The organism is Candidatus Chlorohelix allophototropha (assembly GCF_030389965.1).
Taxonomy (GTDB): Bacteria; Chloroflexota; Chloroflexia; order Chloroheliales; family Chloroheliaceae; genus Chlorohelix; species Chlorohelix allophototropha.
Genome location: NZ_CP128399.1, coordinates 1,819,917 through 1,846,005, shown reverse-complemented (window position 1 = coordinate 1,846,005; position 26,089 = coordinate 1,819,917). Strand labels below are relative to the sequence as shown.

Below are 26,089 nucleotides of genomic sequence, written 5' to 3'. Positions count from 1 at the left end.
GCGTCCCTCTAAGGTTCTAGCCTAATTCTTCGTAAATGATACCCGCGCTGAAATTCGTACTGGCTGGTGCGGTCGCAAACTTTAACGCAATAATCCCGCTCGGTGGCACGATAATCCGTTCTTCTGGTACAGGCAGATAAACCCACTCGCCCCCGTCTAACCGCATACCGGAGTCGTAAAGAATGTTTCCCGCCGTTCCTTCGGCTGTAGCTTTCCAGCGAACCGTTGCGCCAGATGCGGCGCTTGCGTCCAGTGGTGCAGGAGTAGGCGGGGAGGCTGTGCCAGTACAAGCCGCCGATTTTCTAAGTAGCTGAACTTCGACCACTCCTGCTGTAGTCGTTGCCGCAAATATCCAAGCCCGATGAATTATCAAGGCGTTAGTCGAGGGTGCGGTTATTTCCAATATGGTTATAGCCGTACTAACCGTTTGAGCCGACATTGAATAGCTGTATTTACCACGCGCCATTTATCACATCCTGTAAACTGCTGATTGCATAATCGGGTCTATATTGAGCAAGGGTATCGCTACTACCGTTCCACCACCAAAATTATCAAGTCCATAGTTAGCGGTGGTATGCCATTCTTCAAGTGCGATATACCCGGCAGCACTGTAGGTCGAGTCAGTTCTACTACCAACCGAAGCCCAACCACCACCAGACGCATAGTTGATATAAGCTGTTATGGTGTTACCTACTACCGATATGCCGAGCATATCTCCGACCCCAAGAGCAGTAATAGCTATATTCGCCCCTAATACGGTAGTTGTCCCTGCGTCTGTTCTACTTATTTGCAAGGTTGTTTGATTGACGTTTCCAACTCTAACCTGATACGCATTTAGGGCAGTATTTAGACTTGTTCCACCACATCGCACAAATAGCCTGAAGCCATCGTCTGGTGTAGTAAGGGCAATAGTGCCATAGGCTTCCGAGTCTGGACCAAATTGTGTTGCTTGCCAGTAATTACCGCATGAGGCTGATGGGCAGTTGGCAGTGTTGGTTAGGATTTGTAAATTTGTGTCACCGAAAAATGAGCCACCCCAATTAGCCGAGTAAGTAGGTAAAGCTGTCCCATCAGTCCCGGTAAAATTGTCAAGCACTCCTGTGGTCGGAAAAGCCATTACACCACCCGACTGTCAACTGTTAGAATGGATTGACACACGGCTTTTGCCCCATTAACCGTATCGAACACAAACTGAGTCCCATCCCACGTTGGTATAATTCTTGGGTAGTTTGCGATAAAGTTAAGAAGCTCTCGGTAAGTATGCGTCCTCACACTTGCGCCAGTGCTACCGAAGGTCGCTTGTATATCGGCTAAAGGGATACCAAGCCCGTTCGGATAGGCTGCGGTGAGCTTGTTCTCAAGTGTAGTCAAGGCGGCATTGCTTTGGGTTATCAAGCTATCAAGTGAAGCCGTGAAGAAGATAAACCCGGTATCGGCATTGATTAAATCAAGCGTGGTCTGGGTAGCGCGAACCTTGACGATAAAATGTTTGTAGGCTTGCTCCGACTCAGCCCAATTCTCACTAACCGCTCCCGGATTATCTGCCACTATCTGGTCGTTATACTTCTGCATCCCACACTGAATATCAGGTGGAAACCCTGCTCCATTGCGATTAGGAGTTAGGATTGCTGGACAAATGAACCAACCGTAAGCCATTGTTAGTTGTCTCCTTGTTGCGCCCGGATAGCTTGGAAGCTAATTAGAGTAAGTCGCTGGTTAATATGTAACTTTTCTAGCTCGGTCAAAATATCGCTCACCACGTCCCCCGTAGGTTGGATGGTCACAACTAAATGGAATGGTAGAGAAGCGGCTACCGTCGCATCCTCTTGGGGATTAGCAAGGTAGCTCACAAAGTATTGATTGCTCATATGCTCCCTTTTATTACCCATTTATCGCTTCTCCTTACAGTAAGAACCAACCATTAGTCGCATCAACCGTGTAGTTGAAGGTGGTCGGTTGTGAGCCGAGCGTCACAGGTAAGCCACCGTTGGTAAAAGCTACGTCACCTGTATGCCCGATTGCTACGCCAGCCGATAACGCACTCACGGTTAAGGAGGTGTCGCCAGCGTTCGCCCCTGCGGTCAAGGTGGCTACCACTCCGTTGCTCAATGGGATGGTTGACGAGTTTGGTATAGGCGCATAGAGCGGTTCGACAAATAAGGTTGTAGCAGAAGTTGAAGCCGCCGCATCGACTCGAACCTGTATCTTCCCGTCCGTGATGTAAACCAGCCTATCAGTCGGGGCTGATTGAAATACGGCAATCGCATCAATCACAGTGTTAGCTGCCACACTCGCCCACGAAGGGTTAGCCGATGTGAAGATACCGTTGGTAATGCCAACCGATGTAAGGGTCTGGTCGGTGCTGCCACCTGCGGCTGCTGATAGGTCGGTGGAAGCGGAAGATAACGAGAGGTTCGTAACCGTAGCATTGGTTACTGTGGCTGCACCATTCCCGGTAGAAGCAAGTTGCGCCCCACCTATGCGTGGGACGGTCTGTAGGTCAAAGGTAGTGCCTGTTAGGTTGGCAATCACCCATACACCATTGGCGCAAGTGTTGCCGGTTATGCCACGCACTAACACATAGTTACCGTTCGCCCAACCTGTAGTCGAGCCAACGGTCAAGGTAATCGGTGAAGCTGCGCCAGTACAAGCCGTGATTGCTTTGACAAGGTTTGCGGTAGTGGCAAGGGTGAGCAATCGCGCTTTGAACGTACCCGACCCGGTAGTTACAGTGCCAGTACCGAAACCTTCACGCCCTTTTACAAATAGCTTTTGTGCCATTTTTACGCTCTTTTTCGTGCGAGAGTGAGAGTTTCCTCTCACCCGGTTTTAATCGTGTGGTAGCTCTAGCTACTGGTTATTACTTCTTATCACCACTTGCAGCCGCAAGCTCTTTTTGAACCAACGCATTTACGTCAACGTAACTCTCGATTGCCCCTAATTCAAGCAATCGCTTTACCACTTCCACGCCGCCTAGTTCATCCATCGTCACTATGTCGCCTTCCCGGTGATTGCTCTCCGGGTCTTTTGCGTTCTTCACACTGCTCAACATAGTGTGCTTAACTTTGTACTGTAGGGTCGCTGCCATCTATTGAAGCCTCCTCATTGGCTTGTACTACCTGCTCAACCACTGGTTCAGGTGTAGCAGATTGTTCCTCGATTACGGGCTGTTCGACAAGCGGTTCTTGAACTGGTTCTTCAACCACCGCTTGCGCCGAGACAACCTCACCACCTTGCGCCACTATCGCCCCTGCATTGATAAATTGTGCAAGCTCCTCCACTGTAAAAGCAGTTTCGTCAACCACTTCTCCAAAAACTAGCAAATCGCCAGTCAAGGGGCTTACTTTATCTAGCAAGGAGTGGGCTACCACGTATTTAGGCATAGCTTTCTCCACCCGGCACATATGCCCGGATTAACCGGGCATACGCCCTGCTTACTAGACGTTCATCAATACGATAGCCGAAGGATAGAAGAGCAGAGGGTGTCCGTTATGCCCTGCGTGAACGTCAATCATTCTAGGTACTGCATCCTCGCCTTGGTCAATCACCTTCTGATACATACCCGGCGCAAGGTTAGGATTATTGGCGTTACGGGTCATTCGATACTCTCCAACCTTTTGTCCAGCGGGTCTTTGCCCGATTACCACCACCTTGTTAGAAGGGATAAACAATTGGAAGGTGTTAGTATCGTCATAGTAGCCAGCATCATAGATTTGGATTTGTGGTAAATCCTCGTTTGCCAATACAAGGTTAATATCCTTGATACCTAACACGGTAGCCAAACCAGCCGTTCTCTTGCCGTATAAATCCGCGCTGTTGGTATTAGCGACTAAGTAGTTGAAGGTCGTGCGGTTCATATAAGCTGTGGCTTGTGTACCGAAGTTCACGCTATAACCACGACTCAAAAGTTGGATAGACCTAAAGTTTTGCAAGGGTGTAGCAGTAGCGGTGGTCGCCCACGTTGTACCAGCCGTGAAGGTCTGGGTGGTATAGCTATCACTCGCTATTATCGCTTTGTCTGGACCAACTACGCTGAATGACCCGGTGGTTAGCAACTGCCAGCATATGTTTTCAATCTGGTCGAGTTGGCGAAGCATAAGCTGCTCTTGTCCAGCAATCACAAGGTCATCAATGCTAATCGGTTGGTTCCACGTACCATAACTGCGGCGTATGGTTAGTTCTTCTTCATCAACCCGAAGGAACTCACCGAACACCATTGGTTCTGCGGTATAGCGTTTTGCGCCGACTCGCTTCACCTTAGCCGGGTCTCCGTTCAGACCACGTATTTGTTGAAGCCCGATATAGTTGTCTTGCTGCTCCCACGTAATGTAGTGAGCATCCACATCACGGGTCGGAAATATATCGAAAATGGGTCGGTCTTTAGTCAGTCTGGGTAGCAAGTTCTGAGCGACTAAAGTTAGCTCCGATTGCGTAGGATAAGAAAATGTTGCCATCTTAAATTCCTTTTCGTGCGAGAGCGCAAGCTACTTACTTGCGCCCGGTAATTCGTGTCGTTCAGCTACTTACTAGCCAATTCGTACAATCCCGTTGGAGGTGTTACCTTCAATCAGGTGTGCGCCGAGCGTCAACATTGCATTAGGGTCAAACCCGGTTAGGTCTTGGGAATAGAAAGTGCCAGATACATACATAGGGGTCGCTTTGCTGGTCATCAGTAAATCGTTCCCGGTTTGTCCACTGGTCGAGGTGATGGTTATGTTGCCGCTTGCGTCAGTGGTTATGTCGTACATCAAGAAGCCTCTGGCTACCTGACTTCCATCGGTGTTTGCAAGGTTGTAGGGCTTGTATGTGCCGGGTGTTCCAACAGACCCGTTGCGGACGGTGGTTACTACTACAGTCGGAGAAGTGCCACCTGTTAAACCTGCTGAAGTTGCGGTGATTGCGGTGGTCACAGTGTTTGCCAATGCGCCTACCAACTCGACCCGGATAGGAGTTAGGTTGATTGGACCAGTCCCGGTTACAGCCACATTACCTGCTCCAATAGTGGATAGGGCGGCTAAGGCGGTATAGATGGCTTCGGGTAGTGCGTTATATGCAATCGCGGCTGTGGTCTGCGCTCCATAGGTTAAGGTGAACGTGCCACCTGTCGGTGCGCCCGTAATGTTCAGATAGGCTAAACCGTTCGCGCCAAGTGTCTCACCTAATACTGTCCCTCTGGCAAGGGTTTGGGACGCTACAATGTTTACGTCAATCAACCTTGCATCCTCACTGTCCATTACAGGTGTGAGGTATTGATTGCTAAAGGTCACATTTGCGGTGGTAGGCATTTTGAAAACTCCTTAAATCCTGATATGCTGATTACTTGCCGTTCGCTACAGACGCATAGCCAACCAATTTTGCAATCCGGTCTGCGCTCGGCGTATCGGCTTGCTGGCTCTCTTTGTTGAAAAGCACCTGCCCGTCACCGTCCACCTTTATATCCCGGATTACTTCTTGGGTCAGGTAGGTATGGCTTGGTCTTACTGCAAACATCGCTTTAAGAGCAGTGACCCGGTTGACCTGTTGCTTGGTCTCCCCGAATTGCGCTAAACCTGCTGGCTTTGCGTCCCCTTCATCGTCCTTAGCCGCTTGCACATACAAAGCCACCATCATTGACTTTTCGGCAGGGTAGGCGCGATTAGCGGTTATCTCGTTCTCCGCAAACTTCACCGCTTCGTCATACCGGGTTTTATCCCGTAGTTGCTGATTAGCTCTTTTAAGCTCCTCAACCTCTTTCGCCATTTCAGCCATCTTCTGGGTAAATTCTGCTACGTCAGGCTGAGTTGTCTGGGTATCGTTACTCATTTTCGACTCCTTATTGCTTGAACACTCTGCGCCCAATTTGGCAGAAGTATCGTGAATACCTTGAACTAATGACATATCGGCTTTACTTATCCGGGAAGCCGCCATTCCCGCTTTCTCACCACAACTAGCCCCCATCTTGGCTGTAGCATCGTGTATATGCTGAATGGTGGCTTGGTCATCCTTGTTATGTCTCCGATTGGCAAACACCGCTTGCGAGAAGGCAGATAACACGGCTGCATCACTTACTGCCGGGTGATTTACCATCGCAAGCCCAATGATTTTTTTGGTGGCTATATCCCACGTTGTCGATACCTTCATCGGCTTCCCTTTGAACAAAGCGTGAAGCCATTTCGGGATTGCCACCTCACCTAACAGGTTCTTGGGGTCTTTGGGGTCAACCCTTACTTTTGCCAGCTTGCCGAATTCTCCGTCCAACGGACCTTCTACGTGTTGGTAATCAATCGGCACTGGTTTGAAGGCTTTGACCGCTTCTTCCATCTCCTCTGGTGTGATGGAGAACTCCTTCTCCGGGTAGTCACCTGCTTCAAACACCTTGCCACGCCTTACCACTATTTCGGTATCTGGTATCTCGGTGGCACTTGCAAAGCCGATGCTAAACTGCTTGCTTACTCCCGGTGAACCTGCGTGGTTTTTGTAGTATTCGTTTGAAGCGGTCTCCCCTACGCCCATTTCGGCGTTATCTTCCTCGTTATCACTCTCGCCCATTTCAGCGTCATCCTCGTCATCGCTCATCTTCGATTGCCAAGCATCGGGTAGCTTGTAGCCCTTGCGCTTGGCTATCCTTATGGCTTTGCGCTTTACTGCGTCCGGGTTGGCAGCGTGTCCGATTAACCGGGCTGCGCTCTCAAGATGCTCTTGGCTATCAATCGGGAAGGTGCGGTCTGGACCAGCAAAGTCACTATCTGGTATCTTGTCCCGCTCCTCTTGTGATAGCCCGAAATGGGTTTCTGTATCGCTCATCTGAACCTCATATCCTGTGAACCTACAAATGCAGTTTGGGTGGCTAAACCACATCTGGTCGTTGCTTAATGGATAAATCCCTTCGTTTGCCTGACACCAATCGCAAGCCCCGTGATGTGCCTTGCGCCGAAATAGGGTGTAACCTTGCGCCAGTAATTCTTCACGCTGTTTTGTTGCTTCCTTTTCCGTTCTGGTCTCTATCTTCTCTGCCATTCGGCTTTACCTTCGCTTTACCTGTTGGCTGTGGTTTTACTGGCTGTTTGGTAGTACCGTTCGGCTTTTGCGCTCCCGTTGTCTGCGCCTGTTGCGGATTAGCTTGCGCTTGCGGATTATTGGGCTGCATCTGCTTGAGCAATTCTTGTTGCTTGGCTTCTTCTTCCGCTTGCTCCTGTGCAATTTCCTCAAGGTCTCTTTCCGGTATGCCGAGCTTGGCATCCAACGCTGGCAATTGGCTATCGTGCAAATACCCACTGCTGAACAGTGTGCCGACAGCCGTTGCATTGACCGCAAAATCCTGTGGCTGTGTGTCTGTGAGAGACACTTTAGGCGTGAGTTTGACCGCTTTATCCCCGTAATTCATTCTCACCATATGGGTGAGCAGGTCTTGTCTGATGCACTGCTCAAGGGTCTTTTTGCCACGCGCTATCAATAAGTCCAGTGCGTCTTGATGGGTCTCGCTACTGGCTTTGCTCTGGTACTTCGCTTCACCCGTTGCAAGGGTTGAACCTAGTAAGGCTCTGGTTATTTCAGTGTTGTAGTAGGAGAAAGCATCTAAAAATGGTGAGCCAGCTACGCTCTCCACCTGTAAAGGCTCTACCTTGCTTCCCGGTGGCAGTGCCAATGCCGTACCGTTGCGAACGCTTACCAGTGCGTTGAGTAGCACTTGCTCTGGGGTCACAAATTGCGTGTTGCCGTTGGTATCGGCAATCGGATTACCGTCTGAGTCGGTTACAGGTAAGGCAGTGCTATCAGGCGAGGTATAGCCAATCAAGGTGGGACCCGCAAATTGCGTGATGTATTTTTGATATTCAGGGATTGCCATCTGTTTAGCCCACCAAGGAGTGTAGGCGGGTCTAAGGATGGATGTTCCGCGCGGGTCACTGTCTCGCGTTCGGAAGCTGAACACCATAAATTTTTCTTCGCGTGGTAAAAGGTTGATAGGACCATACACACTTGCCGGGTCGGTGGAAGGTATGCCTATCAAACCGCTCGATATGAGATTGCTCACTCCGATACCGGGCAGCAATCCCAAAATACCGATAATGTTGAAGTAAACGTCCACCACAAAGGCAGTAGTCCTTTGCGCTTTTACCTTGATGGCTTTGATTACCTTCTTACCCTTGTAATCATCATCGCCATCGCCCCATATCAGTTCTGCTACCTTGTGACCGAAAGCCATCCCGTCAAGCAGTGCATCAAGGGTCTGCTCAAAAGGTACTGGCAGGTTATCAACGTTCCACTGGCAAAACTCTTGTATCTCTTGCGCTTTATCGTAATCCGGGTCATCCTCATCGGTAATCGGGCTAATCAGGGTTACACCTGCGGCAAGTATCGCCAGCTTTACCAGATTGAAGTCGGCAGAAACTACAGGGTCGAGGAGCATCCTCTCGTAAAGGTCATAGCCGTAATTAGCAGTGAGGTCATCAATGTGTTGTGGTAGGGCGCGATAATACGTGCCAAGCCAAGAGTAATAACCACCAGACACATATTCTTTGCGCGGGTCAACCTTAAATTTAAGGGGCTGTGGTTGGGGCGGTATAGGGGGCTGTACGGTGGTCGGTGTCGGCATTTACTTCACTGGCTGGTAGTTTTGCCACTAACTGCCAGCCGATGAATGCTCGACTATGCAAAATACAATTGACGTTCACACCCGTGAACAGAATAATATTACATAATGTTATTTATTTCGTCAATAGGTGTAAAAGTGCGATTTTTGCGTCCAGCGTAAAAATACCCGATTTTTAGGGCATTTTTCGCTGAAATGGCTTTACAAAGCGTGTGAAGCGAGATTTGAGACCCTTGTGTTGATACCTTTTTCTGCTGCAATAACCCTTCACGGGCTTTGTGATTTGTGGGTCACAGCGATTGTAAAGCCCGTCAGTACCGCTTGCGTTTGTTACTAGCATTATCACACCGTTTATATATTCACAGGCTTTGTACTGCGTGTTTTTATATTCGTGCAAAAATCTATTGTATTCTTATGTGAACAATACTATAATGCTAGTAACAAATACAAATTACTGATTACTGAAAGGACAACTGCAATGGGTGACACATTTGAGATTACGGTGAGCGGTGTAAAAATCGAAGGACAGTATTGCGGTGACGGTGCTTACGTAGCCTATGCACTTGAGCAGTATCAACTACCTGTTAGTGATGAAGTGCTTGATGCCATTGAAAATGCGTTGGAAGACGTAATCGGTGAGCAAGGTATGTTAGGGGATGTTTACTTTACCTATTACCGGGATTATCAAATGGTTGACGGTGAGTTGGTTGTTAGCCGCTCTCTCAAAGATTTTGAGTTTACCGTAGAGAAGTAAGAAAGGATTACTGCAATGCCTGAACAAATTACTTACTGGTTTGAATATCTCGATGAAAATGACGAAGCCCATAGTGAGGGTGTTGAAGGTTACAGCAATGCCTTAGCTAAGTTGGTTGAGCTATCCGAAAGACACCTAGCGGACGCACTGGTATTTGTAGAAAGCGATACTGAACCGAGTGGTGCTGAATTGGTTGGACAAACCACCTATGACGATGAAAGCGATATTTGGGGCTATAGCTTGCAAGCCCGTGACTGCTAAGAGAGGAGCAGGAGCGATGAAACGTATGAGCTTTGCAGACTACAAGATTGAACATAGCCGCTTACGTGCCTTGAAAAATGCTGCTGGAAAAACCCTTAGAGAAGCACAAGAAACAACCCGAATGCTAAAAGACGTAGGTGAACACGTAATAACCGGGATGTGGTTTGAGTTTGACCAAGCCGAGCAAAATCGGATAGAAGCAAAGAGACTTTACAAAGTGCTAGAGCGGGATTTGGATAACTTGTGCGCCAATTACCCCAGACTTGAGCAGAAGCGGATTTTTGAGAGTAAGTAACAAACTGATTACAGAGAGGAGCAGAAGCGATGAAGGATGTTATGTATTTGTTGAGCGTGAACTATGCTGACGGAAGACACTTTACATTTGAGTTCGATATAGCCAGCAATGGTGTTGAAGAACTGTTCTATAATTACTATAATGCCCGTGAGCAGCAAGGCTATCAAGCACTAAGTTTATTTATTGCCTCTGGTAAGAGCTTTGTGCCAATGCTTCTCTGGACTAAGGGTGGCAAGTTGGTTAATAACATTGCGCCAGTGAGCATCATTGAATAGAGGAGGGATTAAATGCTAACTGTAGTTTGCAAAGAGAAGCGGGGCATCCATACGGGCAGGTTGTTGGGATTAGTTTTGACGGTTGAACATACGGCGTGTAACTTGTCAACAACTTAATTACTTGATTTTTAATGTGCTAGTATATAAAATACTTTCTATCCGTAAATTTTTTATACAAATAAAAAGAAGGAAATATATGACAGCCACTACCAACATTACTATGAGAAATAAGCATATAGTTGGAAGAGATAGGTCTAGAGACTGTGTTAGAGACAATCACAATAACAAATATTTATCTTCTAAATACATATTAGAGACTTTCAAAATTTCTAGAACTTATCTTTCTATTCAAATAAGTGCCAACAACCTGACACCTTACTATGTAGATAGAGAAGCCAAACAGCTTGTTAAAGGTTCAAAGCAAGGAAAAACATCGTTTTTTTTAGAATCCCAAGTATTAGATTGGTTTGAGAAAAGGGAATTCTATACTCTTAAAAAAGATTAACTTACTCTAAGTATAATGACAAAAATGTTGTATATATGTCAGTGACTGAGGTCAAGGAATTTAATTTAGTATCGCACCCGGTGGAGACTTTGGAAGAAGCGAAAACCCTCTCAAAAGAAATGACTATCAAGACCTTAAAGAAAATCTTCGCCAGTAAGTAAATCCGAATTCTCCGGGTTATGTATCGGACAACCCGTTCCCATCCTTAGAAAGAACTCCTGTAGTGCAAGTTCCTCGACAGTGCCAGTAAAGCGCAATCCAGACGTGGTGGTGGCTACATAATCGGTAGCAGTAGCAGTGCTGACAGTCTCTACCTTAATGCCAAGCTCAGACAACTCTAGCTCTTTTAGCTGTATCTGCTCATAGGTTATAAGGCTACATACCAGACAATTTCTATAGTGCGATAATCCGAACTGTATGTTGTATCTTACCCACTCGGCAAGCAGGAATTTAACGTCTGGTAGCTTACTCATCGTTAAACTCATATGTCTCCGGGTGATGTGTCACACAAAGCACTGGCTTTGCATCTAGCCAATTTGCAATAGAGGATGCACTATGCCCCTCTCCTAATTGCGTTTCAGGAGTTCTCAAAAGATACCAGTACATTTTCGGGTCTCCTGTAATCCTAGATTCAAACGTGTAATGCCTGTCTGTGAATAGCTTCTGTTGCCTAGCTATCAAGTTTTGATATTCCTCGATACACTCTTGGCAATCCTGCTTCATCGCTGCCATAAGCATAAGCTGGTAATAAACCATCATGCCTAATTCAGTTTTAACTTTATCCTCATCCATCCTGTAATTCCATCCCGATATAGCCACTATTTATCCAGACTATCTTTACCCTTGCTGGCTTCCCGTCAAGCACTGTATCAACCACGTCACCCTCTTTGGGTAATTGCATCTTGTCATAGTGTAATTGAACCGTGTTTACCAATTCAAGGGTTAAGAAACCGTCTTTTGCAAAAGACCTAATCTTCCCGGTCAATCTTCTATCGGCATTGTTACTTGTATCCACTGCTTGCCATCCTTCTCTACTTTTTGAGCGTCATAGAACACAGTGCAGCCGCACCCTCTCAAGGTACATTTAGCCGACACCCTTAGCTCTCCGTTTATGTTAAATACCAGTAACACGGTATGGCGCAATCCCGTCTTTGGGTCTGGGTCGTGCTTCAACCTGTGTGCTACCTGCGCGATGCTAGGCAATTGGTTCATCAAAAAATCCTCTTGTTATTTGGCTTAGTAATCCTTCCCGCTTGCGGCATACGTAGCGGTGGTGTATTGGTGGCAGGTAAAGGTACATTCGGATTTGGTCTTGTACCACCTGCGGCAGCGTGGAACACCCGATACAGGTTTGGATTAAGCTCGGCGCAAGCCCATACCAGTGCGTCCATCCTATCCGGGCTATCCTCTCCGGGTAGCCAAGTGGTCATCTGACTTTCAAGCTCTGGGTAGTAGCCGATGTGATGGACACGACCTTGCTCGTACATACTGCTCACTGGTTCAGCGCGAGACCGCTTGCCTTGCGTAGCTTTTACCAGTTTGATAACTACGTCCTTGCCTATCTTTTTGCCATCCAACTCTACCGTTCTCAACGTATGCTCCACCATCAAGCCACCTTGATTGCTTTCAGCGATAATCGCATTTGCCATATATTCGTGGTATAGCTGTATAGCAGTGAGACCCCATTTGTACGGTGTGGCTACCATACTTGCGTCATTCATTATGTATATATGCTGATTAGCTCCGAGACCAGCCGTTATAATGCCAGTCTCGTTACTGCTATCATCAATCGCTGTAATAGACGGGTCAATCCCGATTACCAGTTTTACAAGCTGTGGCACTGCTTCCACCCGGTATTTATCAATGGTATCAATCGTCCATAATGCGCCGGGTGTATCATCAAGGATTTCAGCGTCTAGCTCTTGCCGACCTAACCTTGTGCCTTCGTACTTCTTGATAATATCGGTGAAGAAGCCTTCTGCAAGGTTAGCCCGGTTATCATAGGTGCTACCTTTAGTCAGGTAGGTATGCGGCATTTTAGTGAGTTCTCGGATTAGAGCATTGGGCTTTGGGGTGGTGGTGATGACGCATTGCGGGTTGTCTCCAAGACGCAATCCTAATTGCATCATGTCCCACGTATTCTGCATCCTCATATGTCGCCACGCGCCAAGCTCGTCAACCCACGCCCCATCGTGTTGAGGTCCGCGAAGGCGTTCTGGTTCTTCCGCGCTATAGGTAGTAGCGATTGCGCCATTCGCCCATACCAGTCGGCGTAATGATGGAATATAGCGTGGTTTGAACCAAGGAGGGCTACTCGCCATAATCCCTGACTCACCCTCTATCATTACGTCCCTAACATCGGCTGCGGTAGCTCCGACCAGTGCAATGCGTTTGCACTTTCCAGACCGCACCTGACTAATGACCCAATTTGCGCCAGTTTTCGTTTTCCCCCAACCTCTCCCAGATAGTATCAACCAATAACGCCAGTTACCTTGCGGTGGTAATTGGTTAGGTCGTGCTTGCACTTCCCACTCTACCCACCCGGTATCCTCTTTCTTAGGTGGCTCTAATGACCCTGCCAGTGCTTCAAGGTTATCTAGCTCTGTAAGGAACTGTACTAGCTCCTCTTTGGACATTTGCGAGATATTCACGGGTGTTACTGGTTATTACTGTTAGCTTGCAATCTAGCCAAGCGTTCGTTAATCGCATTGATGAGTTCGTCTTTGGTCATTTCGTTCGCTTGCACTTTTACGGTAGGCATATCATCAAACTCGGCTCTGCTTTCCTGTAGTATTAGGCGCAAGGCTTCTATGGCAGTAGTCCAAGATATTTTATCGGGCTTTAGGTTTTTCTCTGCTTCATTGAATATCTTGATAAACTGATTGAGTAACCCTCGCCTAATCTTTCGCGCTTGGTCTTGGTCTTTCTCCTTCTCTTTACGGGCTGCAATCCGCTCTCTCTCTAGTTCTTCGGCAACGCGAACCCGGATTTTATTTTGCCAGCCGTATTTTGCCGACCAATCGCTGATTTGACGTATATTCACGGTAGGCACTGCGATACCTTTTGCCCTGTCAGCTTTGAATTTCTCTTGTAGCTTTACTTGGCTTCGGGATGCGCCTAACGCCCAATACGCTTCAAAGGCTTGCTGTGAGCGTTCGGTTTCTACCACTACCGTATGCTTTTTTCTTCCCATACCGTCCCTTTATTTCAATCTCACAGTGCAAGAGGTGTCTTGGTTGTAGTCGTAACAGGTGACACTTTGCACTTGTTTACCGGGCAACATCACAGCTATAGCAGTGGCAGGTGTTACAAGCGGGTAGGCAGTTGGCAGTGGCGTAATGGTAGCAATCGGGGTCGTGGTTATCTCTCGCTCTATAATCCGCTCTGGTTGTGTATAGGAGAGTAGGTATCCAGCCATCACAAAAGCAGTGATGAGCAGGAAGCCTATTACGATGAAAGCGGTGGTATTCACTTTGGGATTACTTGTCATAATGTCACCTGTAGGTTCAAAATTTGGGTAAAGGTGTCTAAAAAGACACCCGCTACAAAGCCCGTGAAGGTACTTGATTTAAGACGGTTGTATGGTTTTACCTTTTTTCTTTTTGCCACCTGTTGACAGGCTTTGTGGTGAAGGGTTATTTTCGTGTAATCGCTCATACTTAAGCTCGGCGTTATAGGCATGAGCCATTCGATGTAGGCTTGCAAGGATATGGTCTTTAATCCTTTGACTAGCGTCATCGGGAATTGAGATTTCAATCACCATTGGATAGCTCTCCTTTTATTACCTGCTCACACAGCTTGAGCAGCATTTCAGCGGGTTTGTCTCCAAGCACTTGCTTAACCATATCTGCTTCATCGTTGGTAAACATAAGAGCGACACGGTAGTAGCGGGTCTGGGCTTCGACAATTTTGCGTTCCTCAACGGTTTTAGCTTCTTTGAGCAGTGCTTCTCGCTGACGAGATAACTCCACTGCCTTCTGGGTCATAGCGGTAGCACTCTCCATCCCTGCGGCATCGGTGTGAGACCTTGCCATTACTGAATTGACCCCTTCTTGGATGAGTTGCTTTTCTTCCTCGTTGAACTTCTCTGGTATCCAAGCATCACTGAATTCAGCGTCAAGCAGTGCGTCAGGCGCAGCAATGTCAGTGAGCAAGCGGTTAAGCTCCACGTCATCGAGCATCAGACTTTCAGCCGCCCAATCCAATGCGCCTAACTTTTGAAGGTCTTGGAGAATGTCGATTTCCAAGTCAATGTCGTGAGTGCCTCGCGCCCGGTTATGGCGAATAGTGGATATACGGGCTTGCTCATAGGTCATCGTGGTATAGACGACAGGTATTTCCTTGAAGCCTAGCACCTGCGCCGCTCTCCACCTATGCTCACCGTCCACAATCTGCTTTAGGTCTTTGTTCACCAGAATGGGCGTAGTGAAGCCATCTTCTTCCATCGAACGGATAAGAAGCTCAAAATCTTGCTCTGATTGACGGTTCGGATTGTAGCCGTTGGGCGAGATGGACATAATAGGGACGTACTCTACTGCTACCTTTTTCAAGGCGATTGCTTTTTTCTCAATCTCTTTTTTACCCTTATTAAGAGCGCGTTTTGAAACCACACGCTGTTGAGTTTCGGTAGGCGTGAGATTAGTCTCCTCTTGCTCAACATCGTCACTATGGTCTTTTTTAGGGTTCAGAACTTTACTCACTGGTTACTCCTATTTCTTAAAAGCTAATGATTGAATTTTCTGGGCGGTATAGTTACCTTGCTTGCACAATCGCTCAATGCCGACAGCAAGGCGGGTGGGCGATAGCTCCATACCAATGAATTGCAAGTGCAATTTATCGGCAGCTAAGGCAGTGAGACCTTTACCAGTGCAAGGGTCAAAGACCACCTGATTGGTCGAGGTGTTCTTTTGTAGCACTGCTAAGGGTGTATCGGCATCATCAAGTCCGGTGAAATCTCCAAGAATAGGGATGGAGAACTGGTATTTGGTATAGGCAAGTAGGATAGCTCGGCGGGTTCGGTAGTAAGTGATTTCCCATCTTCTAGCTAGTTTGTACTGGTTATGGTTCAGGGCTTCGTGGAGTTGACCTTCCCACTTTGCGCCCATTTCGACAAAGACGATAGGGACTGCTTGCAAGCTATCGGCAAAAGCGGCTAGGAAAGCGGCGTAATCCACTTGCCGAGATAACCCGGCTTTGGTTCTAAACCCGGTAGCTAAGGCTGCTCCCCAAGGAGGGTCGGTATAGACAATATCCGGTCTAAACCTGCCAGTGGCTAAGAACCGCTCGGCGTGGTTTTGCTCAATATCACCGCAACATAGGAAGTGTTTACCAACTTGCCATATGTCACCGTAATCCACTGCTACTGTTTGAGCGGTCATTCAGCTTCCTCTTTCTTTAATCCTTGAAGGTAAAGATAATGATAGTTTTTAGTGGCTGGTTTATAAGGGATGAACCCGATTGCTAGATACAGTTTGGATGAGTGTTGGTTTGCCACAACTCTAATTTGCTTGTGTCGATATTTTTCAATTTCAAGGTGAGTGATATGGGTAAATATTCCATTGTGTCTATAGTCAGGTAAGACGTAATTACTTGCTAGTAACACATAGCTTTTCATATCAGCGACAGCCGAAAACCCGACAACCTTATTTCCTTCATCCAATGCTACAAACCATTCTCTGTTATCATCATCGTATGGCGGGTAGCCATCCAACGCATTTATAACTTTGCGGTTAGCTAGAAACTGTCCTAGCAATGGGTAAAAAGCTACGGATTTATTATTAAGAGTGGCTATTCTAAAATTGGTTGACATAGTTCCTCCAATAAGGCATTTTGTAGAACTTTGTCAATGAATAGCCAGATATTTTAACTGGCTCTGTGATGTCTTTAGACCAGTCTAAATAGAACGGGTCATCGGTATCGGTTACAACCCGTTTGAAGGTAGGAGATGTTCTAGGTTTATTAAAGTATTTATGTCCTAGCAAACTCTCAAGCTCCAAGTGTTGGACAAGGTTTGGAATCGGTATGTAAACCCGACAGGGCTTTTTAATTACAAAATGGTGGTAAAAAGTGATAAGAGTTTCGAACATTGGTCTTGGACGACCCGGAGTAAATTCTAAGGTAGAAATTCCCCAATCATAAACAGCTTGCCAGAGTTCAATTGGAAGGATTGTAGCCCAAAAGCCGCTCATAGTATCACGGTAAATCCACCTGTGTCCCTGTTCTTGCAAGGTAGCAGTAACAGGCGCAAATGACATAAATGTGAGTACCACTTCAAGGTTGTTTGATTCTAGGGCTTCAAGTATTTTTAGGGCAGTGTCTAAAAAGCGTGGGGTCAATTCTATATCATCTTCAATCACAAGGTGGTGCGTAGCATTAGGATTAAAAGCATTAGCCGCTCTTAATCCTTGACGTGGATACCAACCACCCGGATAATCGTCCACTACTAGACTTGGCGTAAAAAACCTGTCGAAGTTAGGGCTACGTTCAATCTGGTCGTTTAGCTCGGCTTGTAGTCCCATCGCATAAGGCAATCTAGCAGGATGAGTAATAATGGCAATAGAAAGACTTACCACGTTGGCTTACCTCCCCACTTACCAGTGCCGGGTCTAAAGAACTCTGGCTCTACTTCGGGTAGCAGCCACACCTTTTGATGGAAGGGGTCTCCGTTGTAACAGCCTTCCGCTAACTTCTTCCAACTGCCAGCATTGCCTTGACACATATAGCAAGGTGTGACCTCTGGCAATGGGTAGGTACTGTGAACAGAATGGGTTGATACAATCCGGGTGGAAGCGTAAATAGCGCGGTCTTTAATCCATTGTGGAGCGGTATCAATACAGGTGCGTTTGAAGCACTGCTCCCACGTTTCGCCTACTTGACGGTAGGGCTGCACCACTCTTTTACCGTAGTGAGCGGCAGTGCGTGTTCCGGGTAATCGCTTGCACACCTTTTCAAACCATTTGGGAAACGCTCTTTCAGCCATTGCAAGGTGTTCGACACCAGAAGCATTCATAGTCGGTGGGGCAATGCGTAGGTTTTTTCTCGGCACACCAAGCCGATACATCACGTCATAGGCACTGTTGTAATCCCACTTATTGTCAGATAGGGCTTTCCAAATATCCCCATCCGACCAGTCGTAAATCGGGCGCACATTGGCAACGCCGTATTCGTTTTCTTTGGTGATATGACCACCACTGGAAAACAAGCCGTACATCCTAGCCCTGCTCTCTGCTACCCTTAATCCGATTACGGCATAGAGCTTTTTACCGGGCGCAGGTGGAAAGCGTTCTGGGATGGTCATTCGGGATATGGACATATCGGGTATTTTGTATGCCCTAGCCGGTGGCTGGCGAACCCATTGTTCAGGGTCGAGGAGCGGGTCAAAGACCCACCAGAAAGGTTCTTCCCGGTTGAATACATTTAGGATAGGCTGGCAAGCATAAATCCAATGGAAGGAAACTTCGGGGCGTTTTGCAATCCGCTCGGCATATTCGAACGTGCCGGGAAACATTATTTCCTCGTCACGCATAATGACTTCAACGGGTAATCGGTTGGTTATACTTGCGGCAATGATACAAATCTCAAGTGCGACCCCGCTATCCTTCCCACCTGAAAAGGATACGACTATCCTGTGTCCTTGCTCGTATAGCTCGACCATTCTACCGATAGCAGCGTCCCAGACGTTCTCACCTGTTTTTAGTCGTGGCATATTCGGGGGTCTCCTCGTCTGCATCGGCATTTTGTTCTTCGATGGCAGGTGCTTCTTCTTCTTCGCCTTTCAAGCAGTATCGGATAAACTCACGTAGGCTTGAGTTGGTGGCTATCCCGGTCTCGGTGTCCAGTTTCAAAAATTGCACTGATTGAATGAAATAGGGTGTCAAGGTGATAATCTTCTCGTTTTTGTCCCGGATTAGGTCAATCAGTGTTTGCACGTTCTCTTTCCTAATCCCGCTAATAATCCACTTAGTCATTTATTACTCCTCTATAGGTTTGTTTAGCGTGGTGAACAGGGCTTGCATATCCCGGCTAAAAGCTTGCATTTGTTCCAGTGGCACAGCCTTATACTGTTTTAAGGCTTCCAACCCGGAAGCCATATCGCCGATTGAAGAAGCTACCTTAGAAGCGGTTTGGTAGAAAGCGGTGGCATTATCCAATAGGATGGTCTCATCAATCGGGTCTGGTAGTGGTGGCGCAGGTATCTTCGCTGGCATTTCGGGCAAGCGAGATATAGCAGGTATCGCTGGCACAACTGCCAGCCAGCCGATAAACTTGCGGCGGTTCAAGTGCATCCTCCAATGTGGCTGGTACTGGTAACAATTTAATTATCTTAGAACGGTTGTTCACCCTTGTCAATAAGATGTTCACAATGGTAAACTAGAGGGGCAAGGCAATCGGGTTGTCTTGCGTAGTAGAGTGATATACACAGCTAATAAGTGCCATAGACTACCTTAGCCGGGTGGTCTTTTTTTGACACAAAAAAAGGTCGGCTATTACCGACCCGCGCAAGCTCTGATTTACTTCTCCAGCTCTTTGCGGTCAAAATACTCGGCTTGGGCTGCAAGGAACATCGAACCGTGTTGGCTATTAGGGTTTGTCGCAAACCACACGGCATAATCTTTAATCTCGTCTAGCACAAGTGCTAACCACTTGCTTACAATCTGCTCAACGTCCTGTTGGGTTACATCGAGACTGGTCTTCCAAAAGACGTTCCCGCTCGGTTGCGCTTGCAATAACCTCTTAGCCATATCGGTCACATTGGCTTCAAACTCAATCCGGGTAAGCATAACGTGATTTTCACATCCCAGACCCTCATCTTCTTTTTTACCGATAGGCATACCACACTCGGCGCAATAGGCTGTTTGTTTCATTTCTCTAATCCTCTTACTCCACTTTCCAAACCAAACTTTTCAATCCGTCCTGCAATTCTTTACCCTTGCACTTGGAGAAGGCAATCCACGCTTGATGCCAATTCTGATAATTTGCTTCTGCAATCGTGGCATCGGTGAAAAGCGCAAACTCAATCGCAATCGGGTCTATATCCCGGTAAAGGGGGCTACCGATTAGCAATCCTAACGTCCCACTACTGATTGCCCTAACGTCAAATTGTACCTGCTTCATCGTTCTACTCCTCTAGTAGTCTGGGTTTAATATTGTGTGCCATTCCTCACCACAGCCGGGATATGCTTTACCTGTTTTGTCCACCCGTCTTGTTCGATACACAATCCCGGTTTCACTTTCAAACGTCCCGATTATTTCTACCCGATACTTTAGAAAGGTTCGCACTATAAATACTGTCTGCATCGCTCCTGCTCCTCTCTAATAAAATATTTCATCGTCAACTGGTCTTGGGTTTAAGCGTTCTTCTTCTGCAATCTCGGCTTCGATTTGTGCAATCCTTCTAGCCTGTCGTTCCTGATAAAAGTAATACCACTCAGTTGGATTACCTTGACTATCAATAACGTCCGGGTAATGTCGTGGCTCTAGCAGGTTTTCGTGTCCATCTTCGCAAACCCAAATATCGGTATCCTCACCATAGCCCCCTCTCCAAGAGAGGGGCTTACCACAATTTTCACAGCTAAACATCGCTCCTGCTCCTCTCTACTTTTCAGCAGTGTTAAACCACGTCATATACGGCAGGTTGTCAAAATCTATCGTGCAAGGTCTGGTCGGCTTCTTCGCGCTATATGGTCGAAAGTGCTTGCAATCCACTACAGAAGCGGCTTTGTTAAAATAGTGTCCTGCTCCCGTCTGGTATCCGATAACTACGGTGGTCTTACCACATATCGGGCAAGTTACTTTCAGGGCTTCGGGGATGTTTCGGTCAATCTTCTTCCAAACGATAGTCATTGTCTTTGTCCTTTCCTAATCAGTAATCAGTAAATATTGTTACTAGCATTATATAACTGTTCACATAGAAAAGCAATATACATCCACACGAATATAAAAATACGCAATACAAAGCCCGTGAAGCTGTGAACCCTGTCATAATGCTGGTAACAAGCGCAAGCGGCATTGACGGGCTTGTGAACGCTTATAACCCACAAACCACAAAGCCCTTGAACACCGATTGCAAGGGGAAAAGGTACAAACATACCACCCTTAAAAATCGCTTCACACTGTTTGTAAAGCCATTCAAGCGAATTAGGGGTCTAAAATCGGGTAAATTTACGGATTTGATAAAAGAGAGGAGAAATAAAATTGCTACGGGCTTGCTCAACCGTAGCAATTGTCAGAAAGGAAACGAACAATGATAAGGAGGGGATATTAGTCTAAAAAATCGTTGAACACCCTTGCAATCTGCTCCACTGCCTGATTGATAGTAGGAAATAGGGTTTCAAGCACTGCCACCCGCGCTAAAATAACATCCTCAATCATCACTTCTAAATCCACAATCCAAGCGGGTGTCCCATCGTCAATTATGGCGGGTTTGGTGGCTGGCGGGAATTCCTGCACCAGCCCGGTAAATACTTTCTCAAGATAGCTCATCCTAATTGTTCCTCACATTTTTAGAATGGCTACCACCACGCACTCCTCCGGGCTGTATTAGCCCGTCCAGCATATGCACTGCTTTGTGAAGCGTATCAAGCTGATTACCGAGAAAGGTTAAGGCGAGGGATTGTATAGCCAGTCGGTTGAAGTCAGCAGGTTTAATATTCTTTGGGTTTTCAGGCATAATGGCTAAGGTACTGGTCTCAAGCACTCTTGTTAGCAAGCTGTGACTTTCCACCACGTTAAACCAGAAGGCTATATCTCTAGCAGACGTTTTGATGTTCAATCTAGCCAACGGTGGGCTGGATTTAAGGATGGAAGGATGGATAACCGGGATGGCTACATCCCAACTAAAACGGTTCACTTCTCCACTTGGATTGTCCATCATAGCCTTGCTAACTTCTACGATTATGGGCTTTACACCGATTGCGGTATAGAAGAAAGGCAATGTGCCTTTACTAATGGTTTCCACAAACCCGCCACCCATAACTTGATATGCGCCTGTTTTAAGAACGCTGGCAAGGCTGTTGTAGTCGGTGGTCATCTTCCACTTGCTATCCTCTCCTCTATCGAAGGGATTACCAGAAATATCCTCACTGTCATTGCTCATCTTTTTACTGCTCCTTCTGGTCTAACTTTTCAATGTCTTGTGGCAAGTAATCGCCCTTTATATACTTAGCCCCTTCCCACTTCAACATTGCTTGCGCGGTATCTCTTACCTCTTGCGGTAACTTAGCAGAACTGGCTGGCGCATCGGTGATTGCGTTCCAATCAAACATCGGGGCTAGTGTGTCGGTTGCTTTCTTAGCAAGCTCTAACGTTTCAAAGCTGATATTCATCATCCGACCCGTGTTAATGTGGGTCATCACGTATCGGTTACTGTCGCCTAGAACTTGCGTCACAGCGATACCATTGTTTTTGTAAAAGCAGTAGGTGTCCACCATCCCAGAAGCCGTAGCTACCGGGATGGTCTCAAACATTGTCGGGAAGGCTGGTAGTTCAATCTTTTTACCCATTAGTCCCACCTCATAGCGGCTGCAAATGCGTGTTCCAACTCGACTTCACTTGCGTCCATCAGAAGGATTGCCCCTTGATACGCTTCTCCACCACAGCCCAACAATAGTTTTTGAGTCCCAGATAGTCCGTAAAACACGGCATCAACGCTACATCCCGGACTATGTACCTCGCCTACCAAGCGGTCATCGCCATCGTTCAGCAGATACACTTTGAGGAACACCCGGCAGGTGGTATGGTGGGATGGACAATTCTCCTCCATTGTTTTACCTAAAAATCCGTTCCCGTTTACCACTGGCTCAATCCTGTAATCTGACTCATTCCAGTGAACCTCAATGGGCTTCCACGTCCCTTTCTGGTTAGCTTGCTCCCCTAACTTCTCAACCAATGCTTTCATTTCGGTATAATCGCGTTCTGGTAATTCCATCTATTTACTCCTCAACCATTAACTAAGGTTTTAATCTTCCTGTTACCTACAAGGTGTTCAGCTTCGCCTACAAGCGGGGCTACAAACTTGGCTACCACTAAGCGGTGGCAAGTATCCAAATTCGCACAGCCACATAGCAGAATTACATTCTTCTGCTTCAATAGGTTAAGCAGTAACGGATAGCCTTCTGTCGGGTTTACGATTTCAATCGCGCCACCCTTCTTATAGTTTTTGTTGCCGAGTTGTCCGCACCACTGGTAATGCTCTTTTAGGTAGGCTTCAAGGTAATAACTTCGCCATCCCGGATAGGCAGATGTAGGTCTCCACCTTATGTCTAGTAAGATTGCGCTCTTAGCAAGTGCAATCTCCTCAAGCTCTACCGTCCCGGTGGTCGTGGTGTATCCAAGCGTGTATAGCTTATTCTTCATCTTCCGGGTCTTCTTCCTCGTCTTCCGGGTCATCATCGTCATCGCCACCTGTATGCTGCTCGGTGTAATGGCTGGTGTATTCTTCTTCTTCCTCAAACTCCTCACTGCAAACGTCACAGATGTAAATGGTTACTTCTTCTACCGCTCCACCTGTACAATCGGGACAGCTTATGTCATCCTGTTTTGAAGCCATCCTGTAGCAGTTAGGGCATTGGTGATTGCTCCCGGTGTTGCTGTTATCCCGGTTAAATACCTCACCGCAATTGCCACACTCATACAAAGGGGTCTGCACTTCGCTTTCTTCAAAAAGCCCGTCACAGTCTTGACACTTATACCGGGTGTCTTGTGTTGCATCAGGTACTTCCTGCTCGTTATCACTGTTAGCCATATGCTTCTCGCTTGCTTCTATCGTCATTGTTCAATCCTTTCCTATGCGTTTCTAAATTCCACCTTCCAAGGAGAGCAATCCAAGTGATACCTGCTCTTTACCATTCCGGTGGTCTCTACTTGACTGGTAAAGCCACGCATCACGTATAGGTGTAAATCTCTTGTATCCATACTTATTTCACCCTTGCATCGGGCGCAGGTATGGCTACGTCTTACCGCTCGGTGGATTTCAATCAGGTATCCATCGTGTTTTAGAAATTGCGTGGCTTTACCACCGAACTTTATGTTGTTAGGGTCTCCCGCGAGACCCCAATGGGTTGAAGGGAAAGTCGCTTTCATTGAGCTACCATCTTTCACTGAAGTCTTCCATCCAGACAGGTAATTCAGGTTTGGTAGGTTCTGGTAGGGCGTTACGGCTGGTAAAACTCAATCCGGGTCTAACACCCATATGTTCTGCGGTCATATCACCGATTGCAAGCACTAACTTAGTCAGCGTGGGCTGCGATTTTAGCAGTAATCTTCTACCGCAAATCGGGCAATGCCACTCGTCATAGCCATCGCTGTTAGTACCGACCAGTTTCATTTCGTGCATCTTATTGGACATTCACCCACCTCATACAAGTTTGTAGCAGATGGTCATAGTCATCGCTGGTCGCTTCATCAAAGAACTCTTGGATGGTCGCGGCTGGTACTCCGTCATTATGTAGAGCCTTCTTTATCTTAAAAAGGATTACATAAGCGTTCCCATTCTCACCTGCTAATTGGACGGTTATGTGTGGATACTTCACTTCATTGACCTTAGTCGAGGTTTGTTCGTCCATCTTCCTATCCTTTCTGGTTGGCAGGGGCTTGGTAGCCCCCAACCACTTCTTCGTCACCCAAAATTCAATTCTGAAAGGTTGGTTATTTACTTCACGGCTGTACCCTCCACAAAGGTTTTACTTAGCAGTGCTACGGCAGCACTACCGCTCTACTTAATCACTTTACCGAAGCAATCTAGTCGCTCGGTCTTTACCACAACTTCATCCACCATTACGGTGTGGGCATAAGTGATGTGTCCGTACTGCTTCTCGTATTGGCGTTTCTTCTCAAGGCTTGGGTGTGCTTCACGCAAAACTCGCATACTAAACTTGATGTTTCTGCATTTCTTGTCTGCGCTATTGCGGGCGGCAAACTGTTCATAGGTAAAATCTAATGGGTTGTCACTCAAAACTTTTTCGGCTGCTCTTAGTTCATCGGCAGCGGCAATCAGTTCATCATTCAATTTGGTGTATTCGGTCTTGTAGGTTTCATAACTCATTCTGTTCACTGTTGTTGTCCTTTCATAATCAGTAGTAAATATTGTTACTAGCATTATATAACATTCACATATAAAGTCAATAGATTTATACCAGTGAACATAACGAGTTTTTGAAAAGTCATTCCTGACTGATTGAGAATATGTCCTGCATCCCGGTATCTGGCTGCTCCTCTCCTTTTTGGATGGAGACTACCCGGTAACTTATAGCGGCTTTATTGCTCTGTAGTACGGTCAATGGGAGTAGCAGATTAAGGCTGCTATAGGTGCGTCCATCCTTGCCCCTTGTGGTGGCTTTCGCGGCATCCATCCTTTTATAGTCAAGGAAGGTAATTACCTTTTTGAGCTTTTCAATGTCTAGGATGTGCAAGGTCTGGGTGAAGGTGTCGAAGTAGTAAAGGTATTTTGCTTGCGTCCTGATAAACGCTCCCACTATACCTTGCTCAAAATCCTCTATCAGTTCTAGGGACAGGTTAAGGGTCTTTGAGATTTGCTGGTCGCAAATTACCAGTACATCTTGCCCGTCAACTTCTAAATCAATCCCTCGTCTTTGGTAATCCCGGATATGGCTATAGTCTGTTACCTTACACCCTTGCAAGCGCAAGTGTTCAATAATCCGCTTTATTTTGCGGTAGTGCATTGCCGCATCGTCCGCAAAGTTTCTAGGCTGCACCATTTACCTCACCCTCACCCTCTTGCAATAGGCTTTACAACCTTCAATAAAAGCCCGATAGTCGGCAAGCTGTTTATCCCAACCTGCTCCCGGATTTTTTGCTGCCAACTTTTCAAGAGCAGTGAGACAAGCGTCTGATTGTGTGATGGAGACCCCTATATGCTCCCATCGCACGTTGACCCCGTTTATCGTCACTCCGTCACGGTCATTGGATATTTTGGACTGGTCCAGTACCCACCTGTATTCAGGTCGTTGCACTAAGGGTTTAATAGCCATCGTTTTATTCCTTTCTATTGCCAATCATCGGGCAATGGATAAATTGCAATCTCAATTCGGGGGAACTTCGGGTCAATGCGTGGTAGTTTGAACCAAACTTCAAGTAGGTCATCATTCCTCAAAACCCCTGCACTAACCATTCCATCAATAAAGGCTTTTAAGTCCAGATTAGATGGGTCGTGGTGGTTTGAGTGGTTAATGTAAACCGCTCTTACCGTCATTAGAGCTTTTTCAAGGCGAGGTGGTTCTCCACCCTTTAGAGCTTCTAATGCCTTTACCCTGCCGAGTTCTTTGGTATGTCGCTTGTAATCCCGGTAAAGGAAGTCAACCATATCGCTTGTCTCATTGCGGGATTTGATTTGAAACTTCCAACTTAGCTCACGGTGATTCTGTACTTCCGGGTAGGCTGGTAACTTTATGATTAGCTCTGGCAATAACTTCAT

The 26,089-nt window shown here is 46.8% G+C and carries 49 protein-coding genes; 5 read left to right on the top strand and 44 right to left on the bottom strand.

Annotated elements, in window-relative coordinates:
* Window positions 1-16: 16 nt before the first annotated feature.
* The 11 genes from OZ401_RS08100 to OZ401_RS08050 form a co-directional block, all read right to left on the bottom strand.
* Window positions 17-466 (bottom strand): hypothetical protein, encoded by a 450-nt coding sequence (locus OZ401_RS08100; protein ID WP_341467721.1) that lies wholly within the window; start codon window positions 464-466, stop codon window positions 17-19.
* 3 nt (window positions 467-469) lie between these two features.
* Window positions 470-1,117 carry a hypothetical protein gene (locus tag OZ401_RS08095; protein ID WP_341467720.1) on the bottom strand — a complete coding sequence of 216 codons (648 nt, stop codon included), beginning with the start codon at window positions 1,115-1,117 and terminating at the stop codon, window positions 470-472.
* Window positions 1,117-1,656: a hypothetical protein gene (locus OZ401_RS08090; protein ID WP_341467719.1), complete on the bottom strand. Its 540-nt coding sequence runs from the start codon at window positions 1,654-1,656 to the stop codon at window positions 1,117-1,119. The genes OZ401_RS08095 and OZ401_RS08090 overlap by 1 nt, the downstream gene beginning before the upstream one ends.
* 2 nt (window positions 1,657-1,658) lie before the next feature.
* Complete coding sequence (locus OZ401_RS08085) at window positions 1,659-1,889, bottom strand: hypothetical protein (protein ID WP_341467718.1); 231 nt, start codon at window positions 1,887-1,889, stop codon at window positions 1,659-1,661.
* 13 nt (window positions 1,890-1,902) lie between these two features.
* Window positions 1,903-2,781, bottom strand: a complete 879-nt coding sequence (locus OZ401_RS08080) for a hypothetical protein (RefSeq protein ID WP_341467717.1) — start codon at window positions 2,779-2,781, stop codon at window positions 1,903-1,905.
* A gap of 79 nt (window positions 2,782-2,860) precedes the next feature.
* Entirely contained in the window at window positions 2,861-3,088 is a 228-nt protein-coding gene (locus OZ401_RS08075; protein WP_341467716.1) for a hypothetical protein, read from the bottom strand.
* A complete protein-coding gene (locus OZ401_RS08070; RefSeq protein ID WP_341467715.1) occupies window positions 3,060-3,383 on the bottom strand; it encodes a hypothetical protein in 324 nt (107 codons plus the stop codon). Before OZ401_RS08070 ends, OZ401_RS08075 begins: the two co-directional genes overlap by 29 nt.
* Window positions 3,384-3,437: 54 nt before the next feature.
* Window positions 3,438-4,454 (bottom strand): major capsid protein, encoded by a 1,017-nt coding sequence (locus OZ401_RS08065; protein ID WP_341467714.1) that lies wholly within the window; start codon window positions 4,452-4,454, stop codon window positions 3,438-3,440.
* A 72-nt stretch (window positions 4,455-4,526) separates the two neighbouring features.
* Complete coding sequence (locus OZ401_RS08060; RefSeq protein ID WP_341467713.1) at window positions 4,527-5,285, bottom strand: hypothetical protein; 759 nt, start codon at window positions 5,283-5,285, stop codon at window positions 4,527-4,529.
* 31 nt (window positions 5,286-5,316) lie between these two features.
* Complete coding sequence (locus OZ401_RS08055; protein ID WP_341467712.1) at window positions 5,317-6,996, bottom strand: hypothetical protein; 1,680 nt, start codon at window positions 6,994-6,996, stop codon at window positions 5,317-5,319.
* Window positions 6,944-8,572: a phage portal protein family protein gene (locus tag OZ401_RS08050; protein WP_341467711.1), complete on the bottom strand. Its 1,629-nt coding sequence runs from the start codon at window positions 8,570-8,572 to the stop codon at window positions 6,944-6,946. The genes OZ401_RS08055 and OZ401_RS08050 overlap by 53 nt, the downstream gene beginning before the upstream one ends.
* Before the next feature lie 475 nt (window positions 8,573-9,047).
* Between OZ401_RS08050 and OZ401_RS08045 the strand changes: the two genes are divergently transcribed.
* From OZ401_RS08045 to OZ401_RS08025, 5 genes are all read left to right on the top strand, one after another.
* Window positions 9,048-9,323, top strand: a complete 276-nt coding sequence (locus OZ401_RS08045; protein ID WP_341467710.1) for a hypothetical protein — start codon at window positions 9,048-9,050, stop codon at window positions 9,321-9,323.
* A gap of 15 nt (window positions 9,324-9,338) precedes the next feature.
* On the top strand, window positions 9,339-9,584 hold the full coding sequence (locus tag OZ401_RS08040) for a hypothetical protein (protein WP_341467709.1): 246 nt from the start codon (window positions 9,339-9,341) through the stop codon (window positions 9,582-9,584).
* 25 nt (window positions 9,585-9,609) lie between these two features.
* On the top strand, window positions 9,610-9,879 hold the full coding sequence (locus OZ401_RS08035; protein WP_341467708.1) for a hypothetical protein: 270 nt from the start codon (window positions 9,610-9,612) through the stop codon (window positions 9,877-9,879).
* Between the two features lie 29 nt (window positions 9,880-9,908).
* Window positions 9,909-10,154: a hypothetical protein gene (locus OZ401_RS08030; protein ID WP_341467707.1), complete on the top strand. Its 246-nt coding sequence runs from the start codon at window positions 9,909-9,911 to the stop codon at window positions 10,152-10,154.
* A gap of 196 nt (window positions 10,155-10,350) precedes the next feature.
* Window positions 10,351-10,659, top strand: coding sequence for a hypothetical protein (locus OZ401_RS08025; RefSeq protein ID WP_341467706.1), 309 nt, complete (start codon window positions 10,351-10,353; stop codon window positions 10,657-10,659).
* Between the two features lie 134 nt (window positions 10,660-10,793).
* On the opposite strand, the gene OZ401_RS08020 is transcribed toward OZ401_RS08025, so the two are convergent.
* The 33 genes from OZ401_RS08020 to OZ401_RS07860 all read right to left on the bottom strand — a co-directional run bounded on the left by OZ401_RS08020 (window position 10,794) and on the right by OZ401_RS07860 (window position 26,089).
* Window positions 10,794-11,132, bottom strand: coding sequence for a hypothetical protein (locus OZ401_RS08020; protein ID WP_341467705.1), 339 nt, complete (start codon window positions 11,130-11,132; stop codon window positions 10,794-10,796).
* Window positions 11,125-11,478 carry a hypothetical protein gene (locus OZ401_RS08015; protein ID WP_341467704.1) on the bottom strand — a complete coding sequence of 118 codons (354 nt, stop codon included), beginning with the start codon at window positions 11,476-11,478 and terminating at the stop codon, window positions 11,125-11,127. The genes OZ401_RS08020 and OZ401_RS08015 overlap by 8 nt, the downstream gene beginning before the upstream one ends.
* Window positions 11,444-11,674 (bottom strand): hypothetical protein, encoded by a 231-nt coding sequence (locus OZ401_RS08010; protein ID WP_341467703.1) that lies wholly within the window; start codon window positions 11,672-11,674, stop codon window positions 11,444-11,446. Before OZ401_RS08010 ends, OZ401_RS08015 begins: the two co-directional genes overlap by 35 nt.
* Window positions 11,641-11,871, bottom strand: a complete 231-nt coding sequence (locus tag OZ401_RS08005; RefSeq protein ID WP_341467702.1) for a hypothetical protein — start codon at window positions 11,869-11,871, stop codon at window positions 11,641-11,643. Before OZ401_RS08005 ends, OZ401_RS08010 begins: the two co-directional genes overlap by 34 nt.
* Window positions 11,871-13,295, bottom strand: a complete 1,425-nt coding sequence (locus OZ401_RS08000) for a DNA-packaging protein (RefSeq protein ID WP_341467701.1) — start codon at window positions 13,293-13,295, stop codon at window positions 11,871-11,873. Before OZ401_RS08000 ends, OZ401_RS08005 begins: the two co-directional genes overlap by 1 nt.
* 20 nt (window positions 13,296-13,315) lie before the next feature.
* Window positions 13,316-13,852 (bottom strand): hypothetical protein, encoded by a 537-nt coding sequence (locus OZ401_RS07995; RefSeq protein ID WP_341467700.1) that lies wholly within the window; start codon window positions 13,850-13,852, stop codon window positions 13,316-13,318.
* Window positions 13,853-13,861: 9 nt separating this feature from the next.
* Complete coding sequence (locus tag OZ401_RS07990) at window positions 13,862-14,149, bottom strand: hypothetical protein (RefSeq protein WP_341467699.1); 288 nt, start codon at window positions 14,147-14,149, stop codon at window positions 13,862-13,864.
* A 78-nt stretch (window positions 14,150-14,227) separates the two neighbouring features.
* On the bottom strand, window positions 14,228-14,422 hold the full coding sequence (locus OZ401_RS07985) for a hypothetical protein (RefSeq protein WP_341467698.1): 195 nt from the start codon (window positions 14,420-14,422) through the stop codon (window positions 14,228-14,230).
* Window positions 14,412-15,359 (bottom strand): ParB N-terminal domain-containing protein, encoded by a 948-nt coding sequence (locus OZ401_RS07980; RefSeq protein ID WP_341467697.1) that lies wholly within the window; start codon window positions 15,357-15,359, stop codon window positions 14,412-14,414. Before OZ401_RS07980 ends, OZ401_RS07985 begins: the two co-directional genes overlap by 11 nt.
* Before the next feature lie 9 nt (window positions 15,360-15,368).
* The gene (locus tag OZ401_RS07975; RefSeq protein WP_341467696.1) at window positions 15,369-16,037 is read right to left on the bottom strand and encodes a hypothetical protein; all 669 of its coding nucleotides are present in this window, start codon (window positions 16,035-16,037) and stop codon (window positions 15,369-15,371) included.
* Window positions 16,034-16,468, bottom strand: coding sequence for a GNAT family N-acetyltransferase (locus tag OZ401_RS07970; RefSeq protein WP_341467695.1), 435 nt, complete (start codon window positions 16,466-16,468; stop codon window positions 16,034-16,036). Before OZ401_RS07970 ends, OZ401_RS07975 begins: the two co-directional genes overlap by 4 nt.
* The gene (locus OZ401_RS07965; protein ID WP_341467694.1) at window positions 16,452-17,231 is read right to left on the bottom strand and encodes a hypothetical protein; all 780 of its coding nucleotides are present in this window, start codon (window positions 17,229-17,231) and stop codon (window positions 16,452-16,454) included. The genes OZ401_RS07970 and OZ401_RS07965 overlap by 17 nt, the downstream gene beginning before the upstream one ends.
* The gene (locus OZ401_RS07960) at window positions 17,225-18,364 is read right to left on the bottom strand and encodes a phosphoadenosine phosphosulfate reductase domain-containing protein (protein WP_341467693.1); all 1,140 of its coding nucleotides are present in this window, start codon (window positions 18,362-18,364) and stop codon (window positions 17,225-17,227) included. The genes OZ401_RS07965 and OZ401_RS07960 overlap by 7 nt, the downstream gene beginning before the upstream one ends.
* Entirely contained in the window at window positions 18,342-18,626 is a 285-nt protein-coding gene (locus OZ401_RS07955; protein ID WP_341467692.1) for a hypothetical protein, read from the bottom strand. Before OZ401_RS07955 ends, OZ401_RS07960 begins: the two co-directional genes overlap by 23 nt.
* A gap of 3 nt (window positions 18,627-18,629) precedes the next feature.
* Entirely contained in the window at window positions 18,630-18,938 is a 309-nt protein-coding gene (locus tag OZ401_RS07950) for a hypothetical protein (protein ID WP_341467691.1), read from the bottom strand.
* A gap of 231 nt (window positions 18,939-19,169) precedes the next feature.
* The gene (locus OZ401_RS07945) at window positions 19,170-19,523 is read right to left on the bottom strand and encodes a hypothetical protein (protein WP_341467690.1); all 354 of its coding nucleotides are present in this window, start codon (window positions 19,521-19,523) and stop codon (window positions 19,170-19,172) included.
* Window positions 19,524-19,536: 13 nt separating this feature from the next.
* The gene (locus OZ401_RS07940) at window positions 19,537-19,773 is read right to left on the bottom strand and encodes a hypothetical protein (protein ID WP_341467689.1); all 237 of its coding nucleotides are present in this window, start codon (window positions 19,771-19,773) and stop codon (window positions 19,537-19,539) included.
* Between the two features lie 12 nt (window positions 19,774-19,785).
* Window positions 19,786-19,956, bottom strand: coding sequence for a hypothetical protein (locus OZ401_RS07935; protein WP_341467688.1), 171 nt, complete (start codon window positions 19,954-19,956; stop codon window positions 19,786-19,788).
* A 15-nt stretch (window positions 19,957-19,971) separates the two neighbouring features.
* On the bottom strand, window positions 19,972-20,238 hold the full coding sequence (locus OZ401_RS07930; protein WP_341467687.1) for a hypothetical protein: 267 nt from the start codon (window positions 20,236-20,238) through the stop codon (window positions 19,972-19,974).
* 15 nt (window positions 20,239-20,253) lie between these two features.
* Window positions 20,254-20,502 (bottom strand): hypothetical protein, encoded by a 249-nt coding sequence (locus OZ401_RS07925; RefSeq protein ID WP_341467686.1) that lies wholly within the window; start codon window positions 20,500-20,502, stop codon window positions 20,254-20,256.
* A gap of 417 nt (window positions 20,503-20,919) precedes the next feature.
* The gene (locus OZ401_RS07920) at window positions 20,920-21,141 is read right to left on the bottom strand and encodes a hypothetical protein (protein WP_341467685.1); all 222 of its coding nucleotides are present in this window, start codon (window positions 21,139-21,141) and stop codon (window positions 20,920-20,922) included.
* A gap of 1 nt (window position 21,142) precedes the next feature.
* The gene (locus OZ401_RS07915; protein ID WP_341467684.1) at window positions 21,143-21,754 is read right to left on the bottom strand and encodes a hypothetical protein; all 612 of its coding nucleotides are present in this window, start codon (window positions 21,752-21,754) and stop codon (window positions 21,143-21,145) included.
* Between the two features lie 4 nt (window positions 21,755-21,758).
* Entirely contained in the window at window positions 21,759-22,160 is a 402-nt protein-coding gene (locus OZ401_RS07910; RefSeq protein WP_341467683.1) for a hypothetical protein, read from the bottom strand.
* Window positions 22,160-22,585, bottom strand: coding sequence for a hypothetical protein (locus OZ401_RS07905; RefSeq protein ID WP_341467682.1), 426 nt, complete (start codon window positions 22,583-22,585; stop codon window positions 22,160-22,162). Before OZ401_RS07905 ends, OZ401_RS07910 begins: the two co-directional genes overlap by 1 nt.
* 11 nt (window positions 22,586-22,596) lie before the next feature.
* Window positions 22,597-23,013 (bottom strand): DUF488 family protein, encoded by a 417-nt coding sequence (locus OZ401_RS07900; RefSeq protein ID WP_341467681.1) that lies wholly within the window; start codon window positions 23,011-23,013, stop codon window positions 22,597-22,599.
* Window positions 23,003-23,428: a hypothetical protein gene (locus OZ401_RS07895; RefSeq protein WP_341467680.1), complete on the bottom strand. Its 426-nt coding sequence runs from the start codon at window positions 23,426-23,428 to the stop codon at window positions 23,003-23,005. The genes OZ401_RS07900 and OZ401_RS07895 overlap by 11 nt, the downstream gene beginning before the upstream one ends.
* A 14-nt stretch (window positions 23,429-23,442) precedes the next feature.
* Window positions 23,443-23,739, bottom strand: coding sequence for a hypothetical protein (locus OZ401_RS07890; protein ID WP_341467679.1), 297 nt, complete (start codon window positions 23,737-23,739; stop codon window positions 23,443-23,445).
* Window positions 23,740-23,743: 4 nt separating this feature from the next.
* Window positions 23,744-24,004 carry a hypothetical protein gene (locus tag OZ401_RS07885; protein WP_341467678.1) on the bottom strand — a complete coding sequence of 87 codons (261 nt, stop codon included), beginning with the start codon at window positions 24,002-24,004 and terminating at the stop codon, window positions 23,744-23,746.
* Window positions 23,994-24,278: a hypothetical protein gene (locus OZ401_RS07880; RefSeq protein WP_341467677.1), complete on the bottom strand. Its 285-nt coding sequence runs from the start codon at window positions 24,276-24,278 to the stop codon at window positions 23,994-23,996. The genes OZ401_RS07885 and OZ401_RS07880 overlap by 11 nt, the downstream gene beginning before the upstream one ends.
* A 92-nt stretch (window positions 24,279-24,370) precedes the next feature.
* Window positions 24,371-24,700, bottom strand: coding sequence for a hypothetical protein (locus tag OZ401_RS07875; RefSeq protein WP_341467676.1), 330 nt, complete (start codon window positions 24,698-24,700; stop codon window positions 24,371-24,373).
* 118 nt (window positions 24,701-24,818) lie between these two features.
* Complete coding sequence (locus OZ401_RS07870; RefSeq protein WP_341467675.1) at window positions 24,819-25,373, bottom strand: hypothetical protein; 555 nt, start codon at window positions 25,371-25,373, stop codon at window positions 24,819-24,821.
* Window positions 25,374-25,646: a hypothetical protein gene (locus OZ401_RS07865; RefSeq protein ID WP_341467674.1), complete on the bottom strand. Its 273-nt coding sequence runs from the start codon at window positions 25,644-25,646 to the stop codon at window positions 25,374-25,376. It abuts the gene before it with no gap.
* Window positions 25,647-25,660: 14 nt separating this feature from the next.
* Window positions 25,661-26,089, bottom strand: coding sequence for a RusA family crossover junction endodeoxyribonuclease (locus OZ401_RS07860; protein ID WP_341467673.1), 429 nt, complete (start codon window positions 26,087-26,089; stop codon window positions 25,661-25,663).